This is a genomic window from Kitasatospora sp. NPDC041988 (assembly GCF_055588525.1).
This window is the reverse complement of record NZ_JBVJCO010000004.1, coordinates 182,778-205,274: the sequence shown is the minus strand read 5'-3', so window position 1 is coordinate 205,274 and position 22,497 is coordinate 182,778. Positions and strand designations below refer to the sequence as shown.

The window sequence follows — 22,497 nt, the reverse complement described above, 5'->3', positions numbered from 1 at the left end:
GGGGTCAGGCGTGGGGTGCCCAGAACGCGACGAGGCGGGCGACGCCGTGTTCGAGGCCCTTCCACGAACCGGTGAAGGTCAGCACCGCGATGGCGGAGGTCGGGAACCCGGAGCGGTTCATCCGGGGCAGCAGGTCGGCCTCGGCCTCGCCGGCGAGGGCGTCGGCGAGGGCGTGGACACCGGGGTTGTGGCCGACCAGCAGCAGGTCGGCCACCTCGTCGGACGTCTCGTTGAGCACGGCGATCAGTTCGCCGAGGCTCGCCTCGTAGAGCCGGTCCTCGAAGAGGGTCCTGGGCCGCTGGGGCAGCTCGGGGACGATCAGCTTCCAGGTCTCCCGCGTGCGCGCCGAGGTGGAGACGAGTGCGAGGTCCGGCACGATGCCCGTACCGGCCAGCCAGCGGCCCGCGACGGGAGCGTCCTTGCGGCCGCGCTCGGCCAGCGGGCGCTCGTGGTCATCGGCGTCGCTCCACTCGGCCTTGGCGTGCCGGACCAGGACGATCCTGCGGGTCGGTTCGCTGCTCACGACGGTCTCCTCCTCCACACGGGACATCGGTACCCGGCCGACGCTAGCCACCCATCGGCCGGGCCGCGGACATGACATCCGCCCCTCACTCGAAGGAGTGAGGGGCGGACGGCGGACGGGGCGTCAGCGGAAGGTGCGCAGGCGCAGGCTGTTGCCGACGACGAAGACCGAGGAGAAGGCCATCGCCGCCCCCGCGATCATCGGGTTGAGCAGTCCGGCGGCGGCCAGCGGCAGGGCGGCGACGTTGTAGCCGAAGGCCCAGAACAGGTTGCCCTTGATGGTGGCCAGGGTCCGGCGGGAGAGCCGGATGGCGTCGGCGGCGGCGAGCAGGTCGCCGCGGACGAGGGTGAGGTCGCCGGCCTCGATGGCGGCGTCGGTGCCGGTGCCCATGGCCAGGCCCAGGTCGGCCCGGGCGAGGGCGGCCGCGTCGTTGACGCCGTCGCCGACCATGGCCACGACCCGGCCCTCGGCCTGGAGGCGCTGGACCGTGGCGACCTTGTCCTGCGGCAGCACCTCGGCGATCACGTCCGCCGGCTTGATGCCGACCTCGGCTGCAACGGCCCGGGCCACGGCGGCGTTGTCGCCGGTGAGCAGCATCGGGGTGAGCCCGAGGGCGCGCAGCCGGGCGATGGCCTCGGCACTGGTGGGCTTGACGGCGTCGGCGACCTCCAGCACGGCCCGCGCCTCGCCGTCCCAGCCGACGGCGATGGCGGTCCGCCCGGCGGCCTCGGCCGCGCGCTTGGCCTCGGCGAGCCGGGCCGGCAGGTACTGCGACCAGTCGGCGAGCAACTGCTCGCGGCCGACCAGGACGGCGTGCCCGTCCACCACACCCTGGACGCCGAGGCCGGGGACGTTCTCGAAGCCCTCCACGGCGGGCAGTTCGCCCGTCTTCTGGGCGGCGGCGGTGGCGACGGCCCGGGCGATCGGGTGTTCGGAGGCGTGCTCCAGGGCGCCGGCCAGGCGCAGCGCCTCGGTCTCGGTGACGCCCTCAGCGGTGTGGACGGCGAGCAGGGTCATCCGGCCGGTGGTGACGGTGCCGGTCTTGTCCAGCACGATGGTGTCCACCCGCCGGGTCGACTCCAGCACCTCCGGGCCCTTGATCAGGATGCCGAGCTGGGCGCCGCGCCCGGTGCCGACCAGCAGGGCGGTCGGGGTGGCCAGGCCCAGGGCGCACGGGCAGGCGATGATCAGCACGGCGACCGCGGCGGTGAAGGCGGCGCTCCACCCCTCGCCGGTGCCGAGCCAGTAGCCGAGGGTGGCGAGGGCCAGGGTGATGACGATCGGGACGAAGACGGCGGAGATGCGGTCGGCGAGCCGCTGGGCGGCCGCCTTGCCGTTCTGCGCGTCCTCCACCAGCTTGGCCATCCGGGCGAGTTGGGTGTCGGCGCCGATGCGGGTGGCGCGGACCACGAGCCGGCCGCCGGCGTTGAGGGTGGCACCGGTGACGGCGTCGCCGACGGCGACCTCGACCGGCACCGACTCGCCGGTCAGCATCGAGGCGTCCACGGCGGAGGCGCCCTGTTCGACCAGGCCGTCGGTGGCGACCTTCTCGCCGGGGCGGACCACGAACAGCTCGCCGACGGCGAGTTCACCGGTCGGGATGCGGACCTCGGCGCCGCCGCGCAGCACGGTGACCTCCTTGGCGCCGAGTTCGAGCAGCGCCTTCAGGGCGGCACCGGCGGTGCGCTTGGACCGCGCCTCGAAGTAGCGCCCGGCCAGGATGAACGCGGTGACACCGGCCGCGGCCTCCAGGTAGATGTTGGACGAGCCGTCGCTGCGGGCGATGGTGAACTCGAAGCCGTGCCGCATGCCGGGCATGCCGGCGTGGCCGAGGAACAGTGCCCAGAGCGACCAGAGGAACGCGGCGCCGGTACCGAGCGAGACCAGGGTGTCCATGGTCGCGGCGCCGTGCCGGGCGTTGGTCCAGGCGGCCCGGTGGAAGGGCCAGGCGGCATAGGTGACGACGGGCGCGGCGAGGGTGAGCGAGAGCCACTGCCAGTTGTCGAACTGCAGCGCCGGCACCATGGCCATCGCGATGACGGGGACGGCGAGGGCGAGCGCGGTGATCAGCCTTTGCCGCAGCGGGGCGAGTTCGTCCGGCGCCTCCGCGAGGTCACCGGACGGTTCGGCGACCGCGGGCCTCGGCAGGGCGGCGGTGTAGCCGGTGGCCTCGACGGTGGCGATCAGGTCGGCGACCTCGATGCCGTCCGCGACCATGACCCTGGCCTTCTCGGTGGCGTAGTTGACGGTGGCCTCGACGCCGTCCATGCGGTTGAGCTTCTTCTCGATCCGGGCGGCGCACGAGGCGCAGGTCATGCCGCCGATCTGGAGTTCCACCTCGGTGGAGGCGGGTGCCTGGGTGGTCATCTGGGCTCCTCGCGGGTCGTGGATCAGGGTGGGTCGGGTCCGGGGCCGGGGTCCGGATACCCCCAGGGGGTTGCAGGGGGGCGTCCGGACCCCGGATGCCGGGGCGAATCGGACAGCTGCCGTCAGGCGCGACCGGTCAGCTCGTAGCCCGCGTCGTCGATGGCCGCGCGCAGGGCCTCTTCATCCGGCTCGGCCTCGGCGGAGACGGTGACCAGGCCGGCCGTGACGTCCACGCGCACGGCGGTGACGCCGGCCAGGGCGGAGACCGCCTTGCCGACGGTCTGCTCGCAGTGGCCGCAGGTCATCCCGGCGACCGCGTAGACGGCGGTGACGGCGGCGGGGGCCGTCTCGACGGTGGCGGTGGTGGAGCAGGTGCCGTCGGTGGAGCAGCAGGACATGGGTTCCTCCGGTGGGTTCAGTGGCGGTCAGCAGTGCCCCTCAGATACCCGGTGGGGGTATCGGTCGGTGCATGCTTCGTTTATACCCATGGGGGGTATCGAGCGCAACCCCTCCCCCCGACCGCCGGAACCACTTGACTCCATACCCCCTAGGGGTATCTACTCCAGATCTCGGAGCCCCACCCGAAGATCCGATCAGCACCGAAGGAGCCCCGCCATGAACACCGCGCTGAAGATCGCCGCCTTCGCCACCGGCCTCACCACCGCGTTCGGCGCCGCGTACGGGGTCGGCCACGCCACCGGCACCGGCCCGCGCCCGGCCGCCTCCACCGCCGCCTCAGCCTCAGCCGCCTCAGCCGCCGCGCATGCGGGCCACACCCCGGAGGCGGCGAACCCCGCCGACCACCTGCCCGGCGGACTCCAGGTCTCCGAACGCGGCTACACACTCAGCCTCGACAACCCCTTCGTCACCGCCGGCGCCCCCACCGACCTGCGGTTCCGCATCCTCGGCACGGACGGCCGCCCGGTCACCGACTACCGCCCGGCGCACGAGAAGGAACTGCACCTGATCGTCGCCCCGCGCGACCTCACGACCTTCCAGCACCTGCACCCGACCCGGGCCGCCGACGGCGCCTGGAGCGCGGCGGCCGCCCTCCCGGCCGCGGGCGAGTACCGGGTCTTCGCCGACTTCACCCCGGCCGGCGCGGCCGAGGGGCTCACCCTCGGCGCCGACCTCCACGCGGCCGGGGACCTGCGCCCCGCGCCCCTGCCGGAGACCGGCCGCAGCGTCACCGTCGACGGCTACACCGTCACCCTCGGCGGCGACCTCACCCCCGGCCGGCCCGCCCGGCTCACCCTCACCGTCACCCGGGACGGCCGGCCCGTCACCGACCTCCAGCCCTACCTCGGCGCCTACGGCCACCTGGTCGCCCTGCGCGCCGGCGACCTCGCCTACCTGCACGTCCACCCGGAGAGCACGACGCCCGGGCCGGAGGTCGCCTTCACCGCGACCGCACCCAGCCCGGGCGCCTACCGCCTCTTCCTCGACTTCCGGCACGGGGACACCGTCCGCACCGCGGCCTTCACCGTCACCACCCAGGGCGGCGACGCGCCCACCGAGGCCGACGCCCACCGGCACTGAGCGGCCACCGTCACCGAGCAGCCACCGTCACCGCGCAGCCGCAGCACCTCAGGTACCTCAAGTGCCTCAGCCGTAGCGCTTCAGCAACTCCTCGACGTAGTCCTCCAGCCGTTCGGCCAGCAGCGCGGGGGTCAGGTCCGCCCGGCCGAGCTCACGCCAGCTCACCCCGACCTTCTCCGCGTCCGGCGCGAAGGCCAGGGCGTCGAGCAGGCGCCAGTAGAGGTGGTCGGACGGATCCTCGGCCAAGCCACCGCCGGCGGCCAGGTAGCGGTCGGCGAACCCCATCCCGACCGGGACCCCGTACAGCAGGGCCAACGCGGTGGAGCAGTGCGCGACGTCCAGGTCGGCGGGACCCCAGGAGGTCTCCACCCAGTCCACCACGCCGGTGATCCGCAGCTCGCCCGCGTCACGGCCACCCTCGCCGCTCCCGCCTCTACCGAAGAGCACGTTGCCCGGGTGGTAGTCCCGGTGCAGGAAGCGACCCGGGAACGGCGGAGGTGGGCGGCGGATGACCCCGGCGGCCCGCTCCCACGCCCCCGGACGCGCGCTCTCCGCCGGACGCCGCACGCCCTCTGCGGTCACCCACGCCTGGTAGGCCCGCGGGCGCGCATGCTCTGGCACGTCGACGCGGTGGATCCGGACCAGCTGCTCGGCCAGCAGCCGGCAGCGCTGGTCCAGCTCCTCCTCGTCCACCCGGACGGTGCCCGGCAGCAACGTCATCAGCAGCGACGGGTACGCGCAGAACTCCCCCGTCGCGTCCACCCCGCGGAGCGCGGCCACCGGCACTCCGGTGCCGTCCGCGCGGAGCAGTGTGAGGATGTCGGCCTCCCGGGTGAGCAGGCCTTCGGCATGCCGGAGGTAGAACGGTTCGACGAACGACCGGAGCACCAACTCCCGCACCCCGCCGGGCCCTTCGAGCCGGAGCCGACGCATCTGCGAGGTGAATCCGCCGCGCAGCCGGGTACTCCCGACCACCCTGCTGCCGTCCGCCAGCCGCCCCTCGACCCACGCCCAGGTCGCGACCCGGTCGCGCTGCCCGCCGCCCTGAGTCACTAATTCGCTCATGGCTCGCCAGCCTAGGACGTGCCGGGCTCACGACATACCCGGCTCACGACGGCCGGGAGCCGCCTACCGGCCCGGGCGGCCCCGGCGGGCGCCGCCGGACTTGCCGCCCGACGCCTTCCCCGTGCCCGGCCTGCCGCCGCCCGACCTGCCGCCGGCGGACTTCCCGCCCGCCGCCTTGCCACCGGTCGCCCTGCCGCCCGTCGGCTTCGCACCCGTCGACTTGCCACCGGCCGGCTTGCCCGAGCCGCCGCGCGGGCGGCCGGCCGCCGTGGCGGGCTTCTCCTCGGGCTGCGCCGCGCCGGCCCGGCCGCGCGAGCTGTTGACCGTCCGGCCGCGGACGATGCCGATGAACTCCTCCACCAGGTCGGTCGTCCGGTCCTGCAGCCAGGAGAGCACCACCTGCGACTGCGGCGCGTCCGGGACCGGGCGGTAGGTGAGGTCCCGGCGGTGGTGCAGCCGGGCGAGCGACTGCGGCACGAGCAGGACACCGACGTTCGCCGCGACCAGCTCGATCGCGTCCCCCGTCGTCGCCGGGCGCTCGATCGCGGGCCGCCCGGGGAGGGTCTGCCAGCCGAGGGAGTCGTCCATCGGGTGGAAGACGACCTCGTCGGCCAGGTCCGCGACCGGCACCTCCTCGGCCGCCGCCAGCCAGTGGTCCTTCGGGAAGACGACCACGGTGGTCTCGGTGTAGAGGGGGATCGCGCTGAGACTGTCCCGGTCCACCGGCAGCCGGACCAGCCCGGCGTCCGCACCGCCGCCCAGCAGCGTCGACTCGCCCTCCTCCACCGGTACCGCGACCAGGGTGAGCGGGACGTCGGGCAGCCGCTGCTCCCAGACGCGCACCCATTTACCGGGCGTCACGCCGGGAACATACACCAGCCGGAACGAGGGGTTCGCCTGCATCTCTGTCACGCAGCAAGGCTACCGACCGTGATCGGGGCCGCCACTCACTCGCTTACCCTAGTGACCATGACATCGCTCAAGCCGAAGACCACCCAGACCATGAAGCCGGCCACGGCGGCCAAGAAACTGGGCATCTACCTCGACGCCGCCCCCGCCGACTTCCGGGAGGGCGTGGTTTCCCGCGAGGAGCTGAACGCCCTGCAGACCGAGCCGCCGCAGTGGCTCCAGGACCTGCGTCGCAACGGCCCGCACCCGCGCCCGGTCGTCGCGGCCAAGCTCGGCATCTCCGTCTCCGGCCTGGCCCGCGGCGGAGTCACCGAGGCCCTCACCACGGAGCAGATCGACGCGCTGAAGGAGTCCAACCCCACCTGGCTGGAGCGCGAGCGCACCGTCCAGGCCGAGGTCCGCAAGGAGTCCGTGCGGATCAAGGAGAAGCAGGAGAAGGACCAGCAGAAGGAGCAGCAGAAGCAGGCGGCCCCCCAGGCCAAGCCCGCCAAGAAGCGCTGACACCGCCCGGAAGCACCGGCACCGCCGGGTACGTGCGGTCGCCGCCGAGGCACCGATACCACCGGGAACCTGCCGGTACCCCCGGGGGGCTTCCGGAGCCGACGGCCGGGGCGGCGGCGCGCACGTCCGCAGGGGGGATCCGCCCGACGAGGGAACGCGTCGGCCTGGCCGGCCCGCCCGGCTCTTCCGCTCGGACGGGCTCGCCGGGCAGCGCTCTCCGCCGGCCTGGCCAGCGCGGAGCCACCCGGCAGAGCCGCCCGGCGGGGCACCCCGGCCGGACCGCCCTGGCGGCGTAGCGCGCGACCTCTCATCAATCGATCAACTCGCCCTGAAATCAAGCCAGTTGACGTATCACCGGCATTGCCGACGCGCATCCGTCCGAACGGAACCCTACCCAAGAGCGACGCGCCGGTGAAGCCCTAGATGAAAGTGATTATCACCGCTACTCTGTCCCCGGCTCGCCACATGACGGTGAGCAGACAGAGCTTGCCGCCCACCGGCGGCGAGCGGGCTGAGGGGCGGTCACCGTGGTGGAGACGAGTCTCGGCAGCGTCCGGCACACCCCCCGTACCGCAGGCGGCCGACCCGCCGCGGCGGGTCCGGGGCTGCTGACCGGAGCGGCGGCCCTGGTGGCCACCGCGGCGGTACTGGCCCTGGCGAGCGGGTGGGACTCCGGTGGCGTGCGGGCCTGGCGGACCCTCCTGGTGGCCATCGTCGTGCAGGGCCTGCCGTTCCTGGTGCTGGGCACCGTCGTCTCGGCGGCGATCGGGGCGTTCGTGCCGCCCAGGGTCTTCACCCGGCTGCTGCCGGCCAACCCCGCGCTCGCCGTACCGGTCGCCGGGGTCGCCGGGGCCGTGCTCCCCGGCTGCGAGTGCGCCTCCGTCCCGGTGGCCGGCAGCCTGATGAGACGCGGGGTGGCACCCGCCGCGGCACTCGCCTTCCTCCTCTCGGCGCCCGCCGTCAACCCGGTCGTCCTGGTCGCGACGGCCATCACCTTCCCCGGGAAGCCCACTTGACGGGCAGGCCACCCCAGGGGCGCCCCTCGCGACGCTACGGTGTGTCAGGACCGCCCCGGAGGAGAGGAGCACGACCATCACGACCCCGACCTGGGACGAGCTGCTGCTGCACAACCGGGAGACGCTGGCCGGCCTGTACACCGAGGTGCCGCCCCTGGAGGACGTGGTCCTCCGGTCGGTGCACTTCAACGTCTACGGCCCGACGCTCGTCTGCCGCCTCGAACTCCCCCGCTTCCCGGATCTGGCACCGGACGACTGGCGCGCGGCGGGCTGCGACCGGTTCGAGCTCCAGCTGCACTTCATCCTCGGCCCGCAGGATGACCTCCGGATGCACGGCATGCCGACCGGCCGCACCGTGACCGTCCGCCACGAGCGGTCGGGGCGTCTCGGGCAGCGGTTGCTGCGGGTCTCGATCGACGGGGAGGGTTGCGCCATCCGCTTCAGCTGTTACGAGGAACTCCAGGCCGCGCACCTCAGTGCCTACAACTCCTCGGACGGCGACGCCTCCAGCGCACCCCGTCGGTTCGCCGGCCGCGTCGACCAGCGCCTGTACGACACCCTTCCCCCGCCGACCAGGATGCCCTTCTATGACTCCCTCTGATGCCGACTGGTCGGCCGCGCTGCTCAACCCGGAGGACGTCCGCGCGGTGCTGGGCACGCCACCGCCGCCCCTGACGGACTACGCACTGACCACCGTGCACCTCGACGAGCGCGAGGCCTCCGTCACCCTGCGCTTCTTCGCCTTCGGTGTCCCGGCGGGGGCGGCGGCCACCTGGGAGGAGGCCGGGTACAACGCCGTCACGTTCTTCCTGCTCTGCACCGGCGTGCGGAACCTCGTGGTGGACGGCTGGAGCACGGACCCGCTCACCGGCATCGCCCTGACCTCCGACTCCGTCGAACTGTCCGGCAGTGGCAAGCGGATGACGTTCGAGGCCGGCACGATCACCGCCACCGCGCCCACCGGCTCCCGCGCCGGTGGCTTCTGAGCCGACGACCCCCGAGCCGACGGGTCACCGCTGCTGATACGCGCAGACCCCCGGGCGGACGTCCGCCCGGGGGTCGCGTCAGGGCCGGTCAGGGCCGGTCAGGGCCGGTCAGGGGCGGTAAGGGGCGGTCAGGGCCGGTCGGACCAGGAGAAGGCGACGATCCGCCAGCCCTCGGGGGTGCGGACGAACTGGAAGACCTTCGTCCCGCTGCCCTCGTAGGGCTCGCCGTTCATCAGCCCGGATTTGCTGTACTCGCCGACCCGCGACGCGACGTTGCCCGCGATCTCGGTGCGCTCGGACGTCTCCCACTCGGAGAATTCGACCAACCGGCCGTCGCTCAGCAGCTTTTCGCGCGGCTCGACGAACTCGTCCACGGTGTAGACGGTGAGGGCCGGTCCGGTGTTGACGATCACTCCCCCCGGAATCAGCAGCCGGCGGAGCCGGGCCACGTCGGCGGGCTTGCCGCCCCGGTTGTCGAATGCGCCGAAGAACTCGGCGGTCAGCGCGTCAATCTCGACCTTGGACATGATCCGACAGTAACAGTGCAATGGCACCGCAGGAACGGAGTCGTCACAACTGCCGGGCCACGTCGACGGCGAACGCGGACCTGTGGGTCGGCCCGCCCTTACGGCCCGGTGCCCCATCACCTCCGGGCGGAGCAGGAAGTCGCGAGGCCGACTTCCTGCTCGCTGCCGAGTGCGCCCGGCGAGAGGAGCCATCGCCGAACCCACTCAAGGTCGGGCCGCCCAGCCGGCAAGCGGCCGAACGATCACTTGTCAGACGGCTCTCGTACTTCCGCCGCCGCCGCACGCCGGAGCGTGATCCAGTAGCGCCGCACCGCGCCGACCTCCGTCTCGCGGATGTCCTCGAAGACACCGCCGTGATGCGTGATCGTCCTCACCGAGGCCGTGTTCTCGACCGCGCAGGCGAGCAGTATCCGGTCCAGGCCCAGCTGCCGCGCCTCGTCCAGCATCCGGCCCAGCGCCCAGGTGGCGAGCCCGCGCCGGCGCGCGGACGGGCGGATGCCGTAGCCGATATGGCCGTACAGCGGGACGTAGCCGTCGGGACCGTGCCGCAGCGCGATCCCGCCGAGCACTTGGTCGCCCTCGACGATCCACCGGTAGGTGCAGCTCTTCCCGCCGTGCTCGGCGCGCTTCGCCGGATCCGACGCGTCGGCCAGCCGCGCCACCCAAGCCGCGAACCCGGCCGGCGAGCCGGTCTCGTCGGCCGGCAACAGCCCGAACCCGTCCTCGTGACTGCCGGGGCCCCATTCGTCGTAGGCCTCCGTCCAGGCGGCGTGAAGGCGGGCTGTCGGCGCGATCAGTTCGGGCATGAGGCGACGATAGCGACCCGGCCGGCCACGATCCACGGCCGCAAAACCGTTGGACAACTCGCCTCCCCGGTCTGATCGTTGACCGAATGGAACAGGAGAAGATCTGGGACGCCGATGCCGCCCGGAGCTACGACACCCCCGGCACCGGCATGTTCGCACCCGAGGTCCTGGGCCCGACTGCCGGCCGCCTCGCCGAGCTCGCGGGCGACGGCCGGGCACTCGAATTCGCCATCGGCACCGGGCGCGTGGCCGTTGCGCTCGCCGAGCGCGGCGTGTCCGTGACCGGCATCGAGCTGTCGCAGCCCATGATCGACCGACTCCGGTCGAAGGTGGACGAGGCAACGATCCCGGTGACCGTCGGCGACATGGCGACCGCCCGGGCCCCGGGGACGTACACGCTCGTCTACCTCGTCTACAACACCATCTCCAACCTGCTCACCCAGGCCGAACAGGTCGCATGCTTCCGCAACGCCGCCCGCCACCTCGCGCCCGGCGGCCGGTTCGTGATCGAGCTCTGGGTCCCCGAGCTGCGCAAGCTCCCGCCGGGGCAGGAGGCCACCGTCTGGCACTCCGAGCCCGGCTACATCGGCCTGGACACCTACGACGTCCTGCGGCAGCACGTCGTCTCGCACCACTTCAGGTTCGACGACAGCCGGCAGGCCGAACTCCTCCGCAGCCCCCACCGCTACATCTGGCCGGCCGAACTCGACCTCATGGCCCAGCTGGCCGGGTTCGAGCTGGAGACCAGGCACGCGGACTGGACCGGGGCCGACTTCACCGCCGACTCGCGTTCCCACGTGTCCGTCTACCGCCTCCCGCCGTCCGGCCCGGATCTGTAGGGCTCAGGGGAGACGGTCTCCACCACGTCAACGCCCGTCGGTCAGCAGGGGACCGTAGTGAGCCGGCTGGTCGGCGGGGGGCCGAGCTGGACCGGCCGGATCACTCCGTCACGGGCACGCACTCGGCGAGCAGGTCGACGACGTCGCGCCAGGCTCGCTGCGCGTGCCGTGGGTGGTAGCCGACGCCGGGGACCACGGTGTGGTCGACCGGTGGGTGGTGGAAGGCGTGTAAGGCGCCGCCGTAGAGCGCGAGGCGCCAGTCGACGCCCGCGGCCTGCATCTCAGCGGTGAACGCGTCCCGTTGCGCGGGCGGCATGATGGGGTCTTCCGACCCGACACCGGCCCACACCGGGCAGCGAATGCGCGCCGCCTCGCCCGGTCGGCCCGTGGTCAGTGCGTTGACCGTCCCGATCGCCCGCAGGTCGACGCCGTCGCGCCCGAGTTCCAGCGCGATCGCGCCCCCGGTGCCGTAGCCGACGGCGGCGATCCGGTCGGGGTCGGTCCGCGGCTCGGCGCGGAGCACGTCGAGCGCCGCGTGGCCGATGCCCCGCATCCGGTCGGGGTCGGCGAGCAGCGGCATGCAACGGGCAAGCATCTCCTCAGGGTCGCCCAAATAGCGCCCGCCGTGGAGGTCGAAGGCCAGCGCCACGTATCCCAGCTCAGCGAGTACATCGGCCCGGCGGCGCTCGACGTCGCTGAGCCCCATCCCCTCAGGCCCGAGCAGGACCGCGGGCCGGCGGTCGACACCCGCCGGGAGCGCGAGGTGCCCGATCATCGTCAGGCCGTCGGCCGGGTACTCGACCGTGCGCGTAGTAATCGTGGTCATGGGACCGGACCGTAGTGATCGCCGCGCCCGGTCGGGCCGGTGTTCACCGCCGGCAGAACAGCGCGGGTGCGCCTCTGAAACGCGGCGCCGGCTCCCACGAGGCCACACCCGAGAATCAGGGCACTGCATCCCCGGGTCAGCGTTGAAGATCCTTCGGTTTCCGCGAACTCGCGGAGGTCCAGGGGTCCGGCCGAGGTGCCTGAAAAACCGGCTCTGTCGCAGATCTTGGATGGCCAGGATGCCGGAGCCGGGCCGGCATCCGGCGGCGAAGTCGCGGCTCGCTGGTATGACACAGTCAGGCGTAGTCAGCGGTGGGCTGGGCAAGGCCGGGACCACCTGCGTGCGGGGACTGGACATAGTCCTGCGGCGGCTTGGGAAGGTCCTGCAGGCAGGATGCGGAGCAGGCGTTGACCAGAAGCGGCAAGACGTCGGTGGCAACGCGCAGCGAGATCCATGCCTGGTGGATCTCGGCTCCCTCCAGTGACCGGTCGCACACGCTGCACCTGCGAACGGCTGCAGCACCCCATTCTCCGGGGTCGACGTCGTCGAGGCCGAGGTCCGTGGCCACCACGCGGGCGGGCTGGAGCGGGGGGAACGGTGGGCGGAGCTTCTCGTTGCCGAACAGGGCGCGCGTGCTCACGGTGCTGCGCTTCAAACTCGGGCACCTGGTCAGCTCGTACGGGAACCAGTGCAGCCGGTAGGACGTGTACGGCGTGAATTCCTGCAGGCTGCTCATGGCGCCGATCTCCGGAGGGATCCGAACCAGGTTGCTGCCGTAGAGGTTGAACTGCTTGACGGTGGTGAGCTTGGCGATGCTGGGCGGCAGGGTGACGATCTGGCGCCGCTCTTGGGGGCTCATCTCCGCAAGTGGTCGAAACACCTCCCGTCCGTCCGCGGCGGCTTCCTCAATCAGCGCCAGGAGGTGCTGCCAGGCCGGCGACGATGTGTCCTGTCGCTCATTGTGGAAGCGGACCCGCTGTCGGTTGCTCACCCGGCCCTGGTCGAAGCAGGTGCAGACATCTCGGTGGGAGGCGCTGCTGCCCGGGGCCGAGTCCGAGGTGTCGCCCCGCCTGTTGGTGTGGGATGCCAGCTCTGGTTCGTTCGCCATGGCACACACGATAGGAAGACGCGGGTGAGCCGGATCAGTTGGGGGTTGCGGCTCGACCCGAAAAGCCCACCCTGAGATGATCACGGCCAGGGGGCCGGGGCCCGCCGGGGGCCTGGGCACCAGCCGCTCGTCGTCGAGGCGGACGGCTTCCGGTTCGGCTTCGCGCTGTGCATCGAAGCCAGATTTCCGGAGGTGTTCGCCGAGTACGAGCGTCTGGACGTCGACTGTGTCCTGCTGTCGGTGATGGCTGACGACGCGCCCAGGGCCCGTGTCGCCCAGGCGTACGGGACGCTCCACAACTACTGGCTCGGCTACTCCATCCCGGCGCAGTACAGCGCCACGGTGCCGTCCGGGATCGTGGCGCCCGGCGGACGGTGGCCGGCGCGCTGTCCCGCGGACGGACGTCCCGCCCTGGCGGCCGCGGACATCGACCTCGACTCGCAGGACAGGGACATCGATCTGGCTGTTCGTCACGCCCGCCCGTGGCGCCGCGCAGCCCGGGCCGGGCTCTACGACGAGCACATCCCGGTCGGCGACGCCCGCAGCGACACCCGCACAGCCTTCTGACACCGCCGCCTATCGGCCCGGCCCCGCCCGGCGTCCCAACGCCGGTGGCACCGCTCCTCGTTGCTCTGGGGCCCGGGCCTCAGAGCAACGGCCTCGCCCTTCCGCGATCATCTCACTATCGGTTTTTACGGCTTTGGCCGGAATTGCCGCACCCCGCCCTCGGTGCTCTTGTAAGGACCACGCAGCCGCAATGACAATTGCACACCGATCGCGAGCAGCCCTGAAAGCGGAAGGTGGGACGTGATGCACCTCGGTACAGCCCTCCAGCGAAGGATTCGAGACCGGATCGGCGCAGGACTTGGAGTACTGACCCTGCTGGCGAGCCTGATCGTCGTCGCGGCCGCGTCGCCCGCGCAGGCCGGCGACTCCTACTGCAACAACGGCAAGAACGTTGTCGGTGACATCGAGAAGAGGTACATCGAGATGAAGGGTCCCGACGGGCCGCTCGGGTGCCCTCTCACGGACGAGCTGGTCAACCCCGACGGGTTCGGCCGACGAACGCAGTTCCAGAACGGCACGATCTACTGGTCCCCGCGCAGTGGCGCCTGGCCGGTCTGGGGAGCCATCGGCGGCGCCTGGTGCGACCTCGGATGCGAGCGGGGATGGCCCGGCTACCCCACCTCCTACGAGGTCAAGGCGGGCGACCAGATCCGCCAGAACTTCCAGTGCGCGGTGATCTACTTCCAAGCCGTTGGCGGCGGGGCATCGAAGACCTGGACAAGCGAGAACCTCTGCCTCTGACGCTTCGCACAGGCCACCAGTGAAGCATCAGTGCCCCGGCCGGGATTCCGGTCGGGGCACTGAGGCGCAGGCAGGGTCAGACGGTGCCGAACTCGCCGGCCTGGACGCCGGTGACGAACGACTGCCAGGCGTCGGCAGGGAAGACGAGTGCAGGGCCCTCGGGGTCCTTGGAGTCGCGGACGGGAACGGTACCCGGGAAGCTTGCGGAAACCTCAACACAGTTGCCGCCGTTGTTGCTGTACGACGACTTGAACCAGGAAGCACCACGCAGGTCAAGGTTCATGAGGCCAGCTCCTTTCGAGCCTTGCGGATCAGTGCGAGGGATGCCGCCTTGGGCAACGCTTCCACCACGAGCTGATCGTACTCTCTCTCCCAGCCCGTGACCGTTGAACGGGTGCGTTCAAGGTGGCCCCGAGCTTGGGATTCGGCGTACCCGACGACCGAGTGGTCCGGAAGGTCCAGCAGGACCACGGGGAGAGTGAACGGCAGGTTCTCACCGAGACTGAAAGGGGCCACCTGGATGGTGATGTTCGGTCGAGCCGCCAACTCCTCCAAGTGGTCGAGCTGGCCGAACATCACCTCCCTTCCGCCGACTGGACGGAGCAAGGAACTCTCGTCCAGTACCGCGTGAATGACAGGTGGAGACTGCTGGCCCAGCACGCGCTGCTGACGGAAGGCCAGAAAGTCGACGCGCTCCTCTGCCTCACTCTGCGAGATGGCACCCCGATGAGCGGCGGCCTGAGCCAGCGCCCTGGCATAGGCAGGTATCTGGAACAAGCCTGGAACCACGGTCAGCTCCAGGGTACGAAGGCGGCGGCATCGCGCCTCGGCGTCCGCGAACTCAGGGAAACCCTCCAACAGACTGGCGCGCGAGTAGCGCCGCCAGAGCTCGTAGAAGGTACCCCCGGTCGCGAACACCTCGTCGGCTTTAACAGCGAATTTCCTTGTTGGAGGACGCTTCGCTCGTTCGACGTACGACACAAGCGTGTTGGAGTACCCCATGCGCTTCGACAAGCCGACCTGGGACCAGCCTCTTGCCCGCCGTGACCTGTGAAGTTCCTGACCGAACCGCACGGCCGGAGATGACGCTGCATCAAGTTCCTGATCAACCATGACAGATGAGACCTTTCACTTGACGGAACGGTCAACAGTGAAACCCTGGCCATCGTAAAACCATTCGGGCCATCATGGCTACACCCGGTAAGAGATCGGGAACCCAGAGCAACCACTGGAGCCGACATGCCCAGCCGCCCCCGTATGCCCGCGTACAGGCCCAAGGTCGGAGAAGTCGTCCGCGACCTCGCCCAGCGCACGGCCACCGGCGAGCCCTCCGAAGGCGTCTACATGGACACCCTCGGCGGCCTCGCCTACCTGCGCCCCGCCGGCGGCGGCTGCGAGTGGACCACCAAGCCCGAGCACCTCCAACGGCTCGACCACCCCCGCCACCTCACCGTGCAGCACCCCAGCAGGCCCCGCGCGCACGGCGCCGCGTGAACCCGACCCTCAGACTCCTCGCGGCCGTCACGGCCGTGCCCGCCGTCAGCGCCGGCGCCGCCGTCCTCGCCTGCTGGCCGATCCGCGACGGGCCCTGCGGCCCGCGACTGCTCATCCTCGGCCTCATCGTCGCGACCGGCATCGTCGCCGGCCTCCCCGCCTGCTTCACCTGGCTCTCGATGCCAACGGAACCCGACCGAGCCACACCCCCGACTCCCGTCCGGCTCGCGGCCCCCGCGCGAGCCGGGCGGGTCACCTACATCCAACTCATCGCACAGGAGCCCGACTTGCTGTACCCACTCCCTGGGATCCTCACCAACCCGCCCCGCCGCCGGCTCGGCCACCAGGCCCTCGTCCTCAACTCCGACGGAGCCGTCCTCCTCCTCGAAACCACCTACAAGAACGGCCACACCCTCCCCGGCGGCAGCGCCGAGCGCGACGAACTCCCCCACCTCGCCGCCCGCCGTCACACCGAGGCCCAGACCGGCCTCGTCCTCCCGCTCCGCAGCCTGCTCGCCACCGACTACACTGACACCCAACTCCTGCCCGAGGCCGTCCACTTCGTCTACTGGGGAGGCCGTCTCACCCGGGCCCAGGAGGTGACCCTCGCGCGCCACCTGCCACCCCCGCACGTCATCGGCCTGCACTGGGTCCCCGAGGCCCGGCTCCCCGACGTCATGGCCACCGAGCAGCACCGCCGCACCACCCAGGCCCTCACCGCCCTCGCCCGCGGCGCCCACCTCCCCTTCCTCCTCCGCGGAATCCCCGCCGAGTAGCCCGACGATCAGCCCCGACGAACAGCCCCCCGAACAGCCCCCGACTCACCGCGCCCGGGCGAGGAAGAGGTCGCTGAGGAGGTCCATGTCGATGCCGCCGTCGTGGGCGTCCAGGACGCGGGCGGTGTCGGCAAGGACCTGCTCGCGCCGGCCGGGGGCAAGGAGGCGGTAGCGCGAGAGCGAGGCCAGGTATCCCAGGTAGCGGTCGGTGTCGTAGTGCTGCTCCTGCCGGTACCGGACGCTGCGCAGGTCGGTGAAACGGCCGTCGCGGCGGCACTCGTCCTCGGGCCAGCCGGGCAGCCCGGCCCAGTTCCCGGCTTCCTCACCGTAGGCCGAGGTCAGGTCCCTGTGCGGGGAGTCGGTGATCCCGTGCCGGTGGTCGACCTCGGCCAGGGCGGCGTGCAGCTCCGGATCGCGGATCCCCTGCGGGTTCCAGAACAGTGCCACCGCGCCACCGGGGGCGAGGGCATCGTGGGCGAGCTCCCAACGCCGCTGCTGGTCCACCCAGTGCCAGGACATCGCGGCGAGGAGCAGCCCGAAGCTCCGGCCGTCCGGCTGCCACTCCTCGAAACTGCCGGCGTGGACCCGAACTCCCGGATACGGCCCGGTGTTTCGTCGTAGCACCTCCGCCATCCGCGGGTCGGGCTCGATGCACACGAGCGGCGTGCCCAGCGCGGCGAACGGCAGCGTGGCCTTTCCGGTTCCGGCGCCGACCTCCACCGCCGCACGGCCGCCCAGTGCCGCGTACGCCAGTACCTCCGCGACCAGCGCGTCCGCGTAGCCCGGACGGGCGGCGTCGTAGAGCTCGGCCACCTCTCCGAACACCTGGCTGCGCGCCGGGTCGACCTGCCCCTGGTCGGTCATGCGCATCCCCTCCGGTTCCCCGATGGTCACGACGCTCCCCCTCGGGTCGTCCAACTACCTTTGACGGTAGGCTGGTTGCGACAAGCAGTGTGACACTCGGGGCCTCCGGCCGGAACAGGGGCGCAGGGGAGGAATCGCGTACCGCGAACGGGCCGCCGCCCGACGGGGCGACGGCGGACGTCAGACGCCCGGCAGGCCGGTCGTGAGCCCGTCAAGGGTGTGCGAGCAGACGCAGTCCCGGGTGGTGGGCAGGCTCTCCAGCGCCTTGAACAGCACGGTGCGCAGCCGGTCGACGTTGCGCGCGAAGACCTCCAGCACCTCGGCGTGGGTGACGCCCTCGCCGCTCTCGACGCCCGCATCCAGGTCGGTGACCAGGGCCATCGAGGTGTAGCAGAGGCCGAGTTCGCGGGCGAGGACGGCCTCGGGGTGGCCGGTCATGCCGACCACCGACCAGCCGCTGGCGGTGTACCAGCGGGATTCGGCGCGGGTGGAGAAGCGCGGGCCCTCGATCACCACCAGGGTGCCGCCGTCGACCGGCTCCCAGGCGGCGTCGCGGGCCGCGGCCTGTGCGGTGTGCCGCCCCGCCGGGCAGTACGGGTCGGCCATCGAGACGTGGACGACCTCGGGCACCTCGCCACCCGGCAGCGGGAGGCCGTCGTAGAAGGTCTGCGTCCGGCCGGAGGTGCGGTCCACGAACTGGTCCGGGACGAGCAGGGTGCCGGGACCGTACTCGGGGCGCAGGCCGCCGACCGCGCACGGCCCGATCACCTGCCGGACGCCGAGGGCGTGCAGCGCCCAGAGGTTGGCGCGGTAGTTGATCCGGTGCGGGGGGATCCGGTGGCCGCGGCCGTGCCGGGGCAGGAACGCGACGGTGCGGCCGGCCACCTCGCCGAGGAACAGGGAGTCGCTGGGCGGGCCGTAGGGGGTGTCGACGGTGATCTCGGTGACGTCGTCGAGCAGCGCGTACAGGCCGGAGCCGCCGATCACGCCGAGCTCGGCGCGCGGGGCCGCGCCGCCGTCGGTGCGATGGGCCGTCATGTCCGCCATGTCGATCAACCTTTCCTCCGATGAACTGGCCCGCCCAGCCTAGGCGGGCAGCGGCGGCGGGGGCGCGGGGGCCCTTCTCACGGTTCGCGGACGGCGGCCGGTCCGGGCCCTTCGTATCGAGCGGACGATGGCCGGTCCGGGCCCTCGCTATCGATATGCCGGTCGACTACATATACTTTTCCCCGACGGGTGCGGTATACATACTGGGTATGCAGGCCGGACCGGCCCGCAGGAGTCCCGACCGGTCCGAGAGCCTTCCGCCGCCATGCCGCATCCCGGGCGCCATGCCACATCCATAGGGGGAACACCCATGCCTCAGACCAGTTCCAGCAGGAGCGCCACCGCTCCCGTGCTGCACCTGGACCACGTCACCCGGGTCCACGGCCGGGGCGCGGCCGAAGTACAGGCACTGCGCGGGGTCGACCTGGCGGTCCAGCCGGGCGAGTTCGTCGCCGTGATGGGCCCGTCCGGCTCCGGAAAGTCCACCCTGCTGAGCCTCGCCGGCGGCCTCGACACCCCCAGCACCGGCCAGGTCCTGGTCGAGGGCGTCGCCCTCGGCGGCCTCAGCCGCAAGAAGCTCGCCGAGGTCCGCCGCCGCTCGGTCGGCTACGTCTTCCAGGACTACAACCTGATCCCGGCGCTCACCGCCGCCGAGAACATCGCCCTGCCGCTCGAACTCGACGGCACCGCCGGGCGGGCGACGCGCCGCAAGGCGGTCGCCGCGCTGGCGGAGATGGGCATCCCCGAGCTCGCCGACCGCTTCCCCGACGACATGTCCGGCGGCCAGCAGCAGCGCGTCGCCATCGCCCGCGCCCTGATCGGCGACCGCCGCCTCGTCCTCGCCGACGAGCCCACCGGCGCCCTTGACTCCGCCACCGGCGAGGCCGTCCTCGCCGTCCTGCGCTCCCGCTGCGACGCCGGCGCCGCCGCCATGATGGTCACCCACGAACCCCGCCACGCCGCCTGGGCCGACCGCGTCGTCTTCCTCAGCGACGGCCGGATCGTGGACGAGTGCGTCGGCCAGGACGCCGACTCCCTGCTGCGGATCGCCGCCCGCCACGGCCGCGCGCGCCAGGCCGACGCGATCGAGGCCGTCCGATGAAGCTCCGTTCCCTCAAGGTCACGCTGCGGATCGCCCGCCGCGACGCCCTGCGCGCCAAGGGCCGCAGCGCCCTCGTCGTCGCCATGGTCGCCCTGCCCGTCCTCGGCGTCGCCGGCGCCGACGTCGTCTACCGCAGCGGCCAGCTCACCCCGGCCGAACGGACCGAGCGCCTGCTCGGCGGGGCCGACGCGTACGTCACCGCCTACGCGCCCGGCAGCACCGTGCACCAGCTCCCGTTCGCCGAGGACGGGGCCTACGCCGTCGCTCCCCGGGAGGGACAGGCACCGACGCCGGAACAGGCCCGCGGCGCCGCCGACGTCCCGGCCGACCTGCTGAAGGAGCTGCTGCCCGGCGGCACCCTGCTGCCGGCCGGCCCCGGCCCCACCGCGAACGCCGCCTCGCGGGACGGCCTGCTCCAGACCGACACCGCCGAGGCCGACCTCACCGACCCGGCCTGGAAGGGCCGGATCACCCTGGTCGAGGGCCGGGCACCGAAGGGAGCGCACGAGGCGGCCGTCACCCGGGCCTTCCTCGACGAGTCCGGGCTCGGCATCGGCTCCACCACCACCCTGAAGGGCTTGGAGAAGGCGCCGTTCACCGTGACCGGCGTGGTGGAGCGCCCCGGTGACCTCGGCAAGGTCGAGTTCGTCGGCCGCCCCGGCGAGGTCCTCGCGCCGCTCGCCGCCCTGGCCCCCGCCGCCAAGGCCCCGACCGGCGTGTCCGAGCAGGCCGCCGACAAGGCTTCCTGGCTGGTCAAGATGCCCGCCGGCAAGCCGCTCGACTGGGCCGGCGTGCAGCGGCTCAACCAGTACGGCTTCACCGCCACCGCGCGCACCGTGGCGCTCTACCCGCCAGCCGACGCTCAGGTGTCGTACCGCGCCCAGAAGGTCAGCCTGAGCGACTCCACGCGCAAGAACACCGCCGTCGTGGTCGCCACCGTCGCCGGCATGGCCTTGCTCGAAGTGGCCCTGCTCGCCGGCCCCGCCTTCGCCGTAGGTGCCCGCCGCTCCCGCCGGCAGCTGGCCCTGCTCGCCGCCGGCGGCGGCGACCGCGGGCACGTCGCGGCCGTCGTCCTCGGTGGCGGCCTGGTGCTCGGCGTGGCCGGCGCGGCCGCCGGTGTGCTGCTCGGTACCGGTCTGGTCGCCGCTCTCCGGCCGTGGATCGAGGAGACCGCGGGCAGCCGGTTCGGCCACTTCGGCCTGCGGGCCGCCGACCTGGCGGCGATCGGCGCCGTCGGCCTCGTCACCGCACTGCTCGCCGCCGCACTGCCCGCCCTCCAGGCCGCCCGGCAGAGCGTCACCGCCGGGCTCAACGACCGCGACACCGTCAAGCCGCCGAACCGCCGGACCACCGCCCTCGGCATCGTCCTCTTCGTCGCCGGCGCGGCCACCGCGCTGCTCGCGGTGGGCACCAACGACGGCACCGGCCGCGGCATCGCCGTCTTCGCCGGCCTCGACAAGATGACCCTGATGGTGCTGACCGGCTCGGCCGCCGCCGAACTCGGCCTGCTCGCCCTCACCCCGCTGCTGATCGCGCTCTGCGGCCGGCTCGCCCGCCACCTGCCGCTCAGCGGACGGCTCGCCCTGCGCGACTCCGCCCGCCACCGCGGGCGCACCGCCCCGGCCATCGCCGCCGTCATGGCCGCCGTCGCCGGCTCGGTGGCCGTCGGCCTCTACACCACCAGCACCGAGGCGCGGGACCGCGAGGCCTACCGGCCGCACAGCCCGGTCAACTCCGTCGTGCTCGCCGTCCCCGCGGGCGACCCGCAGCTCCCCCGGCTGCGGTCGGCCGTCGAACGGGACATGCCCGGTCTCGGCGAACGCGCCGACCTCTCCCAGGCGTTCTACTCCTGGTGCAAGGGCTGCTCCAGCGCGGTCACCCTCAAGGGCGGCGGCGGCCTCGGGCGGAACTCCCTCCTCGTGGGCGACGCGGCCGTCCTGCACAACGCGTTCGACCTCCGTGACCCGGCCGCCGACCAGGCGCTCGCCGCGGGCAAGGCCGTCGTCTTCAACGCCTCCCGGATCCACGACGGCAAGGTGGTGCTCCAGCTCACCGGCGGATTCACCAGCGCCCCGCAGCCGGGTACCACCCCCGGGCAGGACATCAAGGAGATCGCCGTCGACGCCGTCCTGATCGACAACCCCGCCGCCGACCGCTACGGCGCCGGCGTCATCGGCGCCAAGGCGGTCGAGGGCCTCGGCCAGGGCGTGACCGTCACACCCGTCGGCGCGGCCTGGCTGCCCGCCACCGCGCCCGACCACCGGGCACAGCAGCGCGCCGGGGCGACCGCCGACCGGCTCGTGCCGATGGCCCAGATCGAGGTCGAACGCGGCTTCCAGCCCAAGGGCGACCTGCCGACCCTCGCCCTCACCGGTTTCGCCGCGCTGATCGTCCTCGGCGCCGCCTGCATCGCCACCGGCCTCGCCGCCGCCGACTCCCGGCGCGACCAGGCCACCCTGGCCGCCGTCGGCGCTCCGCCTGGCATCCGCCGCCGGCTCTCCGGCGTCCAGTGCGCGGTGATCGCCGTGCTGGGCGCGGTGCTCGGCACCGTCAACGGGTTCGTCCCGGCGCTCGCCCTGCTGAAGACCCGGGACATCGACTACCCGGGCGTGACCAACCCGATCGTCGTCCCCTGGGGCGAGATCGCGCTCACCGCGCTGGTCGTCCCGCTCCTCGCGGGCCTGCTCGCCGGCCTCTTCACCCGCTCCCGCACCCCGCTGACCCGCCGCCTCGGCTGAGGCCGCGGTAGAGACCAGCCCCGCCCGGCCCGGCGGCGCGCCCGATTCCCCGGGCGCGTCTCCGGGCCGCCCCCACCCCCCGCCCACTCCCCCCCCCCCCCCGGGGTGAAGACGGTGGGGAAACCGCCAGGGGGTGTCCGACCCTTCCGGGCCTTG

24 protein-coding genes and 1 pseudogene are annotated in these 22,497 nt (G+C 72.6%); 12 read left to right on the top strand and 13 right to left on the bottom strand.

Annotated features, from left to right (window positions below; genetic code table 11):
• Positions 1 to 4: 4 nt before the first annotated feature.
• From ACZ6NC_RS06945 to ACZ6NC_RS06935, 3 genes are all read right to left on the bottom strand, one after another.
• Entirely contained in the window at positions 5 to 550 is a 546-nt protein-coding gene (locus ACZ6NC_RS06945) for a SixA phosphatase family protein (protein WP_465729723.1), read from the bottom strand.
• Positions 551 to 646: 96 nt separating this feature from the next.
• Positions 647 to 2,890, bottom strand: coding sequence for a heavy metal translocating P-type ATPase (locus tag ACZ6NC_RS06940; RefSeq protein ID WP_465729721.1), 2,244 nt, complete (start codon positions 2,888 to 2,890; stop codon positions 647 to 649).
• A gap of 122 nt (positions 2,891 to 3,012) precedes the next feature.
• Positions 3,013 to 3,288, bottom strand: coding sequence for a heavy-metal-associated domain-containing protein (locus tag ACZ6NC_RS06935; RefSeq protein ID WP_465729719.1), 276 nt, complete (start codon positions 3,286 to 3,288; stop codon positions 3,013 to 3,015).
• A gap of 217 nt (positions 3,289 to 3,505) precedes the next feature.
• Between ACZ6NC_RS06935 and ACZ6NC_RS06930 the strand changes: the two genes are divergently transcribed.
• Entirely contained in the window at positions 3,506 to 4,429 is a 924-nt protein-coding gene (locus ACZ6NC_RS06930; protein WP_465729717.1) for a hypothetical protein, read from the top strand.
• Positions 4,430 to 4,495: 66 nt separating this feature from the next.
• Here ACZ6NC_RS06930 and ACZ6NC_RS06925 read toward each other — a convergent pair whose 3' ends face one another.
• Together ACZ6NC_RS06925 and ACZ6NC_RS06920 are read right to left on the bottom strand one after the other, a co-directional pair.
• Positions 4,496 to 5,494, bottom strand: coding sequence for a phosphotransferase family protein (locus ACZ6NC_RS06925; RefSeq protein WP_465729715.1), 999 nt, complete (start codon positions 5,492 to 5,494; stop codon positions 4,496 to 4,498).
• Positions 5,495 to 5,557: 63 nt separating this feature from the next.
• Complete coding sequence (locus ACZ6NC_RS06920; protein WP_465729713.1) at positions 5,558 to 6,406, bottom strand: LysR family substrate-binding domain-containing protein; 849 nt, start codon at positions 6,404 to 6,406, stop codon at positions 5,558 to 5,560.
• Positions 6,407 to 6,463: 57 nt separating this feature from the next.
• Here ACZ6NC_RS06920 and ACZ6NC_RS06915 point away from each other — a divergent pair, with 57 nt between their 5' ends.
• The 4 genes and pseudogenes from ACZ6NC_RS06915 to ACZ6NC_RS06900 all read left to right on the top strand — a co-directional run bounded on the left by ACZ6NC_RS06915 (position 6,464) and on the right by ACZ6NC_RS06900 (position 8,906).
• Positions 6,464 to 6,904: a DUF5997 family protein gene (locus ACZ6NC_RS06915; RefSeq protein ID WP_465729711.1), complete on the top strand. Its 441-nt coding sequence runs from the start codon at positions 6,464 to 6,466 to the stop codon at positions 6,902 to 6,904.
• A 605-nt stretch (positions 6,905 to 7,509) separates the two neighbouring features.
• Positions 7,510 to 7,914 (top strand): annotated as a pseudogene (locus tag ACZ6NC_RS06910) (permease); the annotation flags it as partial.
• An 82-nt stretch (positions 7,915 to 7,996) separates the two neighbouring features.
• Complete coding sequence (locus ACZ6NC_RS06905) at positions 7,997 to 8,521, top strand: Imm50 family immunity protein (RefSeq protein ID WP_465729824.1); 525 nt, start codon at positions 7,997 to 7,999, stop codon at positions 8,519 to 8,521.
• Entirely contained in the window at positions 8,508 to 8,906 is a 399-nt protein-coding gene (locus ACZ6NC_RS06900; RefSeq protein ID WP_465729709.1) for an Imm50 family immunity protein, read from the top strand. Before ACZ6NC_RS06905 ends, ACZ6NC_RS06900 begins: the two co-directional genes overlap by 14 nt.
• Positions 8,907 to 9,034: 128 nt before the next feature.
• Here ACZ6NC_RS06900 and ACZ6NC_RS06895 read toward each other — a convergent pair whose 3' ends face one another.
• Together ACZ6NC_RS06895 and ACZ6NC_RS06890 are read right to left on the bottom strand one after the other, a co-directional pair.
• A complete protein-coding gene (locus tag ACZ6NC_RS06895) occupies positions 9,035 to 9,433 on the bottom strand; it encodes a nuclear transport factor 2 family protein (RefSeq protein WP_465729707.1) in 399 nt (132 codons plus the stop codon).
• Positions 9,434 to 9,675: 242 nt separating this feature from the next.
• Positions 9,676 to 10,239 (bottom strand): GNAT family N-acetyltransferase, encoded by a 564-nt coding sequence (locus tag ACZ6NC_RS06890; RefSeq protein ID WP_465729705.1) that lies wholly within the window; start codon positions 10,237 to 10,239, stop codon positions 9,676 to 9,678.
• A gap of 86 nt (positions 10,240 to 10,325) precedes the next feature.
• Between ACZ6NC_RS06890 and ACZ6NC_RS06885 the strand changes: the two genes are divergently transcribed.
• On the top strand, positions 10,326 to 11,078 hold the full coding sequence (locus ACZ6NC_RS06885) for a class I SAM-dependent methyltransferase (RefSeq protein ID WP_465729703.1): 753 nt from the start codon (positions 10,326 to 10,328) through the stop codon (positions 11,076 to 11,078).
• Between the two features lie 100 nt (positions 11,079 to 11,178).
• On the opposite strand, the gene ACZ6NC_RS06880 is transcribed toward ACZ6NC_RS06885, so the two are convergent.
• Both ACZ6NC_RS06880 and ACZ6NC_RS06875 read right to left on the bottom strand, forming a co-directional pair.
• Positions 11,179 to 11,904, bottom strand: a complete 726-nt coding sequence (locus tag ACZ6NC_RS06880) for a dienelactone hydrolase family protein (protein WP_465729702.1) — start codon at positions 11,902 to 11,904, stop codon at positions 11,179 to 11,181.
• A gap of 295 nt (positions 11,905 to 12,199) precedes the next feature.
• The gene (locus tag ACZ6NC_RS06875; protein ID WP_465729700.1) at positions 12,200 to 13,012 is read right to left on the bottom strand and encodes a leucine-rich repeat domain-containing protein; all 813 of its coding nucleotides are present in this window, start codon (positions 13,010 to 13,012) and stop codon (positions 12,200 to 12,202) included.
• Positions 13,013 to 13,204: 192 nt separating this feature from the next.
• On the opposite strand from ACZ6NC_RS06875, the gene ACZ6NC_RS06870 reads away from it, so the two are divergent.
• Together ACZ6NC_RS06870 and ACZ6NC_RS06865 are read left to right on the top strand one after the other, a co-directional pair.
• A complete protein-coding gene (locus tag ACZ6NC_RS06870; protein ID WP_465729698.1) occupies positions 13,205 to 13,579 on the top strand; it encodes a hypothetical protein in 375 nt (124 codons plus the stop codon).
• 243 nt (positions 13,580 to 13,822) lie between these two features.
• Complete coding sequence (locus ACZ6NC_RS06865) at positions 13,823 to 14,320, top strand: LGFP repeat-containing protein (protein WP_465729696.1); 498 nt, start codon at positions 13,823 to 13,825, stop codon at positions 14,318 to 14,320.
• A 76-nt stretch (positions 14,321 to 14,396) separates the two neighbouring features.
• Here ACZ6NC_RS06865 and ACZ6NC_RS06860 read toward each other — a convergent pair whose 3' ends face one another.
• Both ACZ6NC_RS06860 and ACZ6NC_RS06855 read right to left on the bottom strand, forming a co-directional pair.
• Positions 14,397 to 14,603: a DUF397 domain-containing protein gene (locus tag ACZ6NC_RS06860; protein WP_465729694.1), complete on the bottom strand. Its 207-nt coding sequence runs from the start codon at positions 14,601 to 14,603 to the stop codon at positions 14,397 to 14,399.
• Complete coding sequence (locus ACZ6NC_RS06855) at positions 14,600 to 15,433, bottom strand: helix-turn-helix domain-containing protein (protein WP_465729692.1); 834 nt, start codon at positions 15,431 to 15,433, stop codon at positions 14,600 to 14,602. The genes ACZ6NC_RS06860 and ACZ6NC_RS06855 overlap by 4 nt, the downstream gene beginning before the upstream one ends.
• Positions 15,434 to 15,559: 126 nt before the next feature.
• Here ACZ6NC_RS06855 and ACZ6NC_RS06850 point away from each other — a divergent pair, with 126 nt between their 5' ends.
• The gene (locus tag ACZ6NC_RS06850) at positions 15,560 to 15,814 is read left to right on the top strand and encodes a hypothetical protein (protein WP_465729690.1); all 255 of its coding nucleotides are present in this window, start codon (positions 15,560 to 15,562) and stop codon (positions 15,812 to 15,814) included.
• Positions 15,811 to 16,590, top strand: coding sequence for an NUDIX domain-containing protein (locus ACZ6NC_RS06845; RefSeq protein ID WP_465729688.1), 780 nt, complete (start codon positions 15,811 to 15,813; stop codon positions 16,588 to 16,590). Before ACZ6NC_RS06850 ends, ACZ6NC_RS06845 begins: the two co-directional genes overlap by 4 nt.
• A 45-nt stretch (positions 16,591 to 16,635) precedes the next feature.
• Here the strand turns inward: ACZ6NC_RS06845 and ACZ6NC_RS06840 are convergent, their stop codons facing one another.
• On the bottom strand, positions 16,636 to 17,454 hold the full coding sequence (locus ACZ6NC_RS06840; RefSeq protein WP_465729686.1) for a class I SAM-dependent methyltransferase: 819 nt from the start codon (positions 17,452 to 17,454) through the stop codon (positions 16,636 to 16,638).
• A gap of 180 nt (positions 17,455 to 17,634) precedes the next feature.
• Complete coding sequence (locus tag ACZ6NC_RS06835; protein ID WP_465729684.1) at positions 17,635 to 18,501, bottom strand: S-methyl-5'-thioadenosine phosphorylase; 867 nt, start codon at positions 18,499 to 18,501, stop codon at positions 17,635 to 17,637.
• Between the two features lie 310 nt (positions 18,502 to 18,811).
• On the opposite strand from ACZ6NC_RS06835, the gene ACZ6NC_RS06830 reads away from it, so the two are divergent.
• Both ACZ6NC_RS06830 and ACZ6NC_RS06825 read left to right on the top strand, forming a co-directional pair.
• Complete coding sequence (locus ACZ6NC_RS06830; RefSeq protein WP_465729682.1) at positions 18,812 to 19,603, top strand: ABC transporter ATP-binding protein; 792 nt, start codon at positions 18,812 to 18,814, stop codon at positions 19,601 to 19,603.
• A complete protein-coding gene (locus tag ACZ6NC_RS06825) occupies positions 19,600 to 22,341 on the top strand; it encodes an FtsX-like permease family protein (protein WP_465729680.1) in 2,742 nt (913 codons plus the stop codon). The genes ACZ6NC_RS06830 and ACZ6NC_RS06825 overlap by 4 nt, the downstream gene beginning before the upstream one ends.
• Positions 22,342 to 22,497 lie beyond the last annotated feature (156 nt).

Coding starts and splice junctions, on each gene's coding strand:
- ACZ6NC_RS06855 (WP_465729692.1), bottom strand. CDS start 15,433: ATGGTTGATCAGGAACTTGATGCAGCGTCATCTCCGGCCGTGCGGTTC.
- ACZ6NC_RS06885 (WP_465729703.1), top strand. CDS start 10,326: ATGGAACAGGAGAAGATCTGGGACGCCGATGCCGCCCGGAGCTACGAC.
- ACZ6NC_RS06865 (WP_465729696.1), top strand. CDS start 13,823: ATGCACCTCGGTACAGCCCTCCAGCGAAGGATTCGAGACCGGATCGGC.
- ACZ6NC_RS06830 (WP_465729682.1), top strand. CDS start 18,812: ATGCCTCAGACCAGTTCCAGCAGGAGCGCCACCGCTCCCGTGCTGCAC.
- ACZ6NC_RS06850 (WP_465729690.1), top strand. CDS start 15,560: ATGCCCAGCCGCCCCCGTATGCCCGCGTACAGGCCCAAGGTCGGAGAA.
- ACZ6NC_RS06860 (WP_465729694.1), bottom strand. CDS start 14,603: ATGAACCTTGACCTGCGTGGTGCTTCCTGGTTCAAGTCGTCGTACAGC.
- ACZ6NC_RS06895 (WP_465729707.1), bottom strand. CDS start 9,433: ATGTCCAAGGTCGAGATTGACGCGCTGACCGCCGAGTTCTTCGGCGCA.
- ACZ6NC_RS06840 (WP_465729686.1), bottom strand. CDS start 17,454: ATGACCGACCAGGGGCAGGTCGACCCGGCGCGCAGCCAGGTGTTCGGA.
- ACZ6NC_RS06935 (WP_465729719.1), bottom strand. CDS start 3,288: ATGTCCTGCTGCTCCACCGACGGCACCTGCTCCACCACCGCCACCGTC.
- ACZ6NC_RS06930 (WP_465729717.1), top strand. CDS start 3,506: ATGAACACCGCGCTGAAGATCGCCGCCTTCGCCACCGGCCTCACCACC.
- ACZ6NC_RS06825 (WP_465729680.1), top strand. CDS start 19,600: ATGAAGCTCCGTTCCCTCAAGGTCACGCTGCGGATCGCCCGCCGCGAC.
- ACZ6NC_RS06835 (WP_465729684.1), bottom strand. CDS start 18,501: ATGGCGGACATGACGGCCCATCGCACCGACGGCGGCGCGGCCCCGCGC.
- ACZ6NC_RS06945 (WP_465729723.1), bottom strand. CDS start 550: ATGTCCCGTGTGGAGGAGGAGACCGTCGTGAGCAGCGAACCGACCCGC.
- ACZ6NC_RS06890 (WP_465729705.1), bottom strand. CDS start 10,239: ATGCCCGAACTGATCGCGCCGACAGCCCGCCTTCACGCCGCCTGGACG.
- ACZ6NC_RS06915 (WP_465729711.1), top strand. CDS start 6,464: ATGACATCGCTCAAGCCGAAGACCACCCAGACCATGAAGCCGGCCACG.
- ACZ6NC_RS06925 (WP_465729715.1), bottom strand. CDS start 5,494: ATGAGCGAATTAGTGACTCAGGGCGGCGGGCAGCGCGACCGGGTCGCG.
- ACZ6NC_RS06875 (WP_465729700.1), bottom strand. CDS start 13,012: ATGGCGAACGAACCAGAGCTGGCATCCCACACCAACAGGCGGGGCGAC.
- ACZ6NC_RS06900 (WP_465729709.1), top strand. CDS start 8,508: ATGACTCCCTCTGATGCCGACTGGTCGGCCGCGCTGCTCAACCCGGAG.
- ACZ6NC_RS06940 (WP_465729721.1), bottom strand. CDS start 2,890: ATGACCACCCAGGCACCCGCCTCCACCGAGGTGGAACTCCAGATCGGC.
- ACZ6NC_RS06880 (WP_465729702.1), bottom strand. CDS start 11,904: ATGACCACGATTACTACGCGCACGGTCGAGTACCCGGCCGACGGCCTG.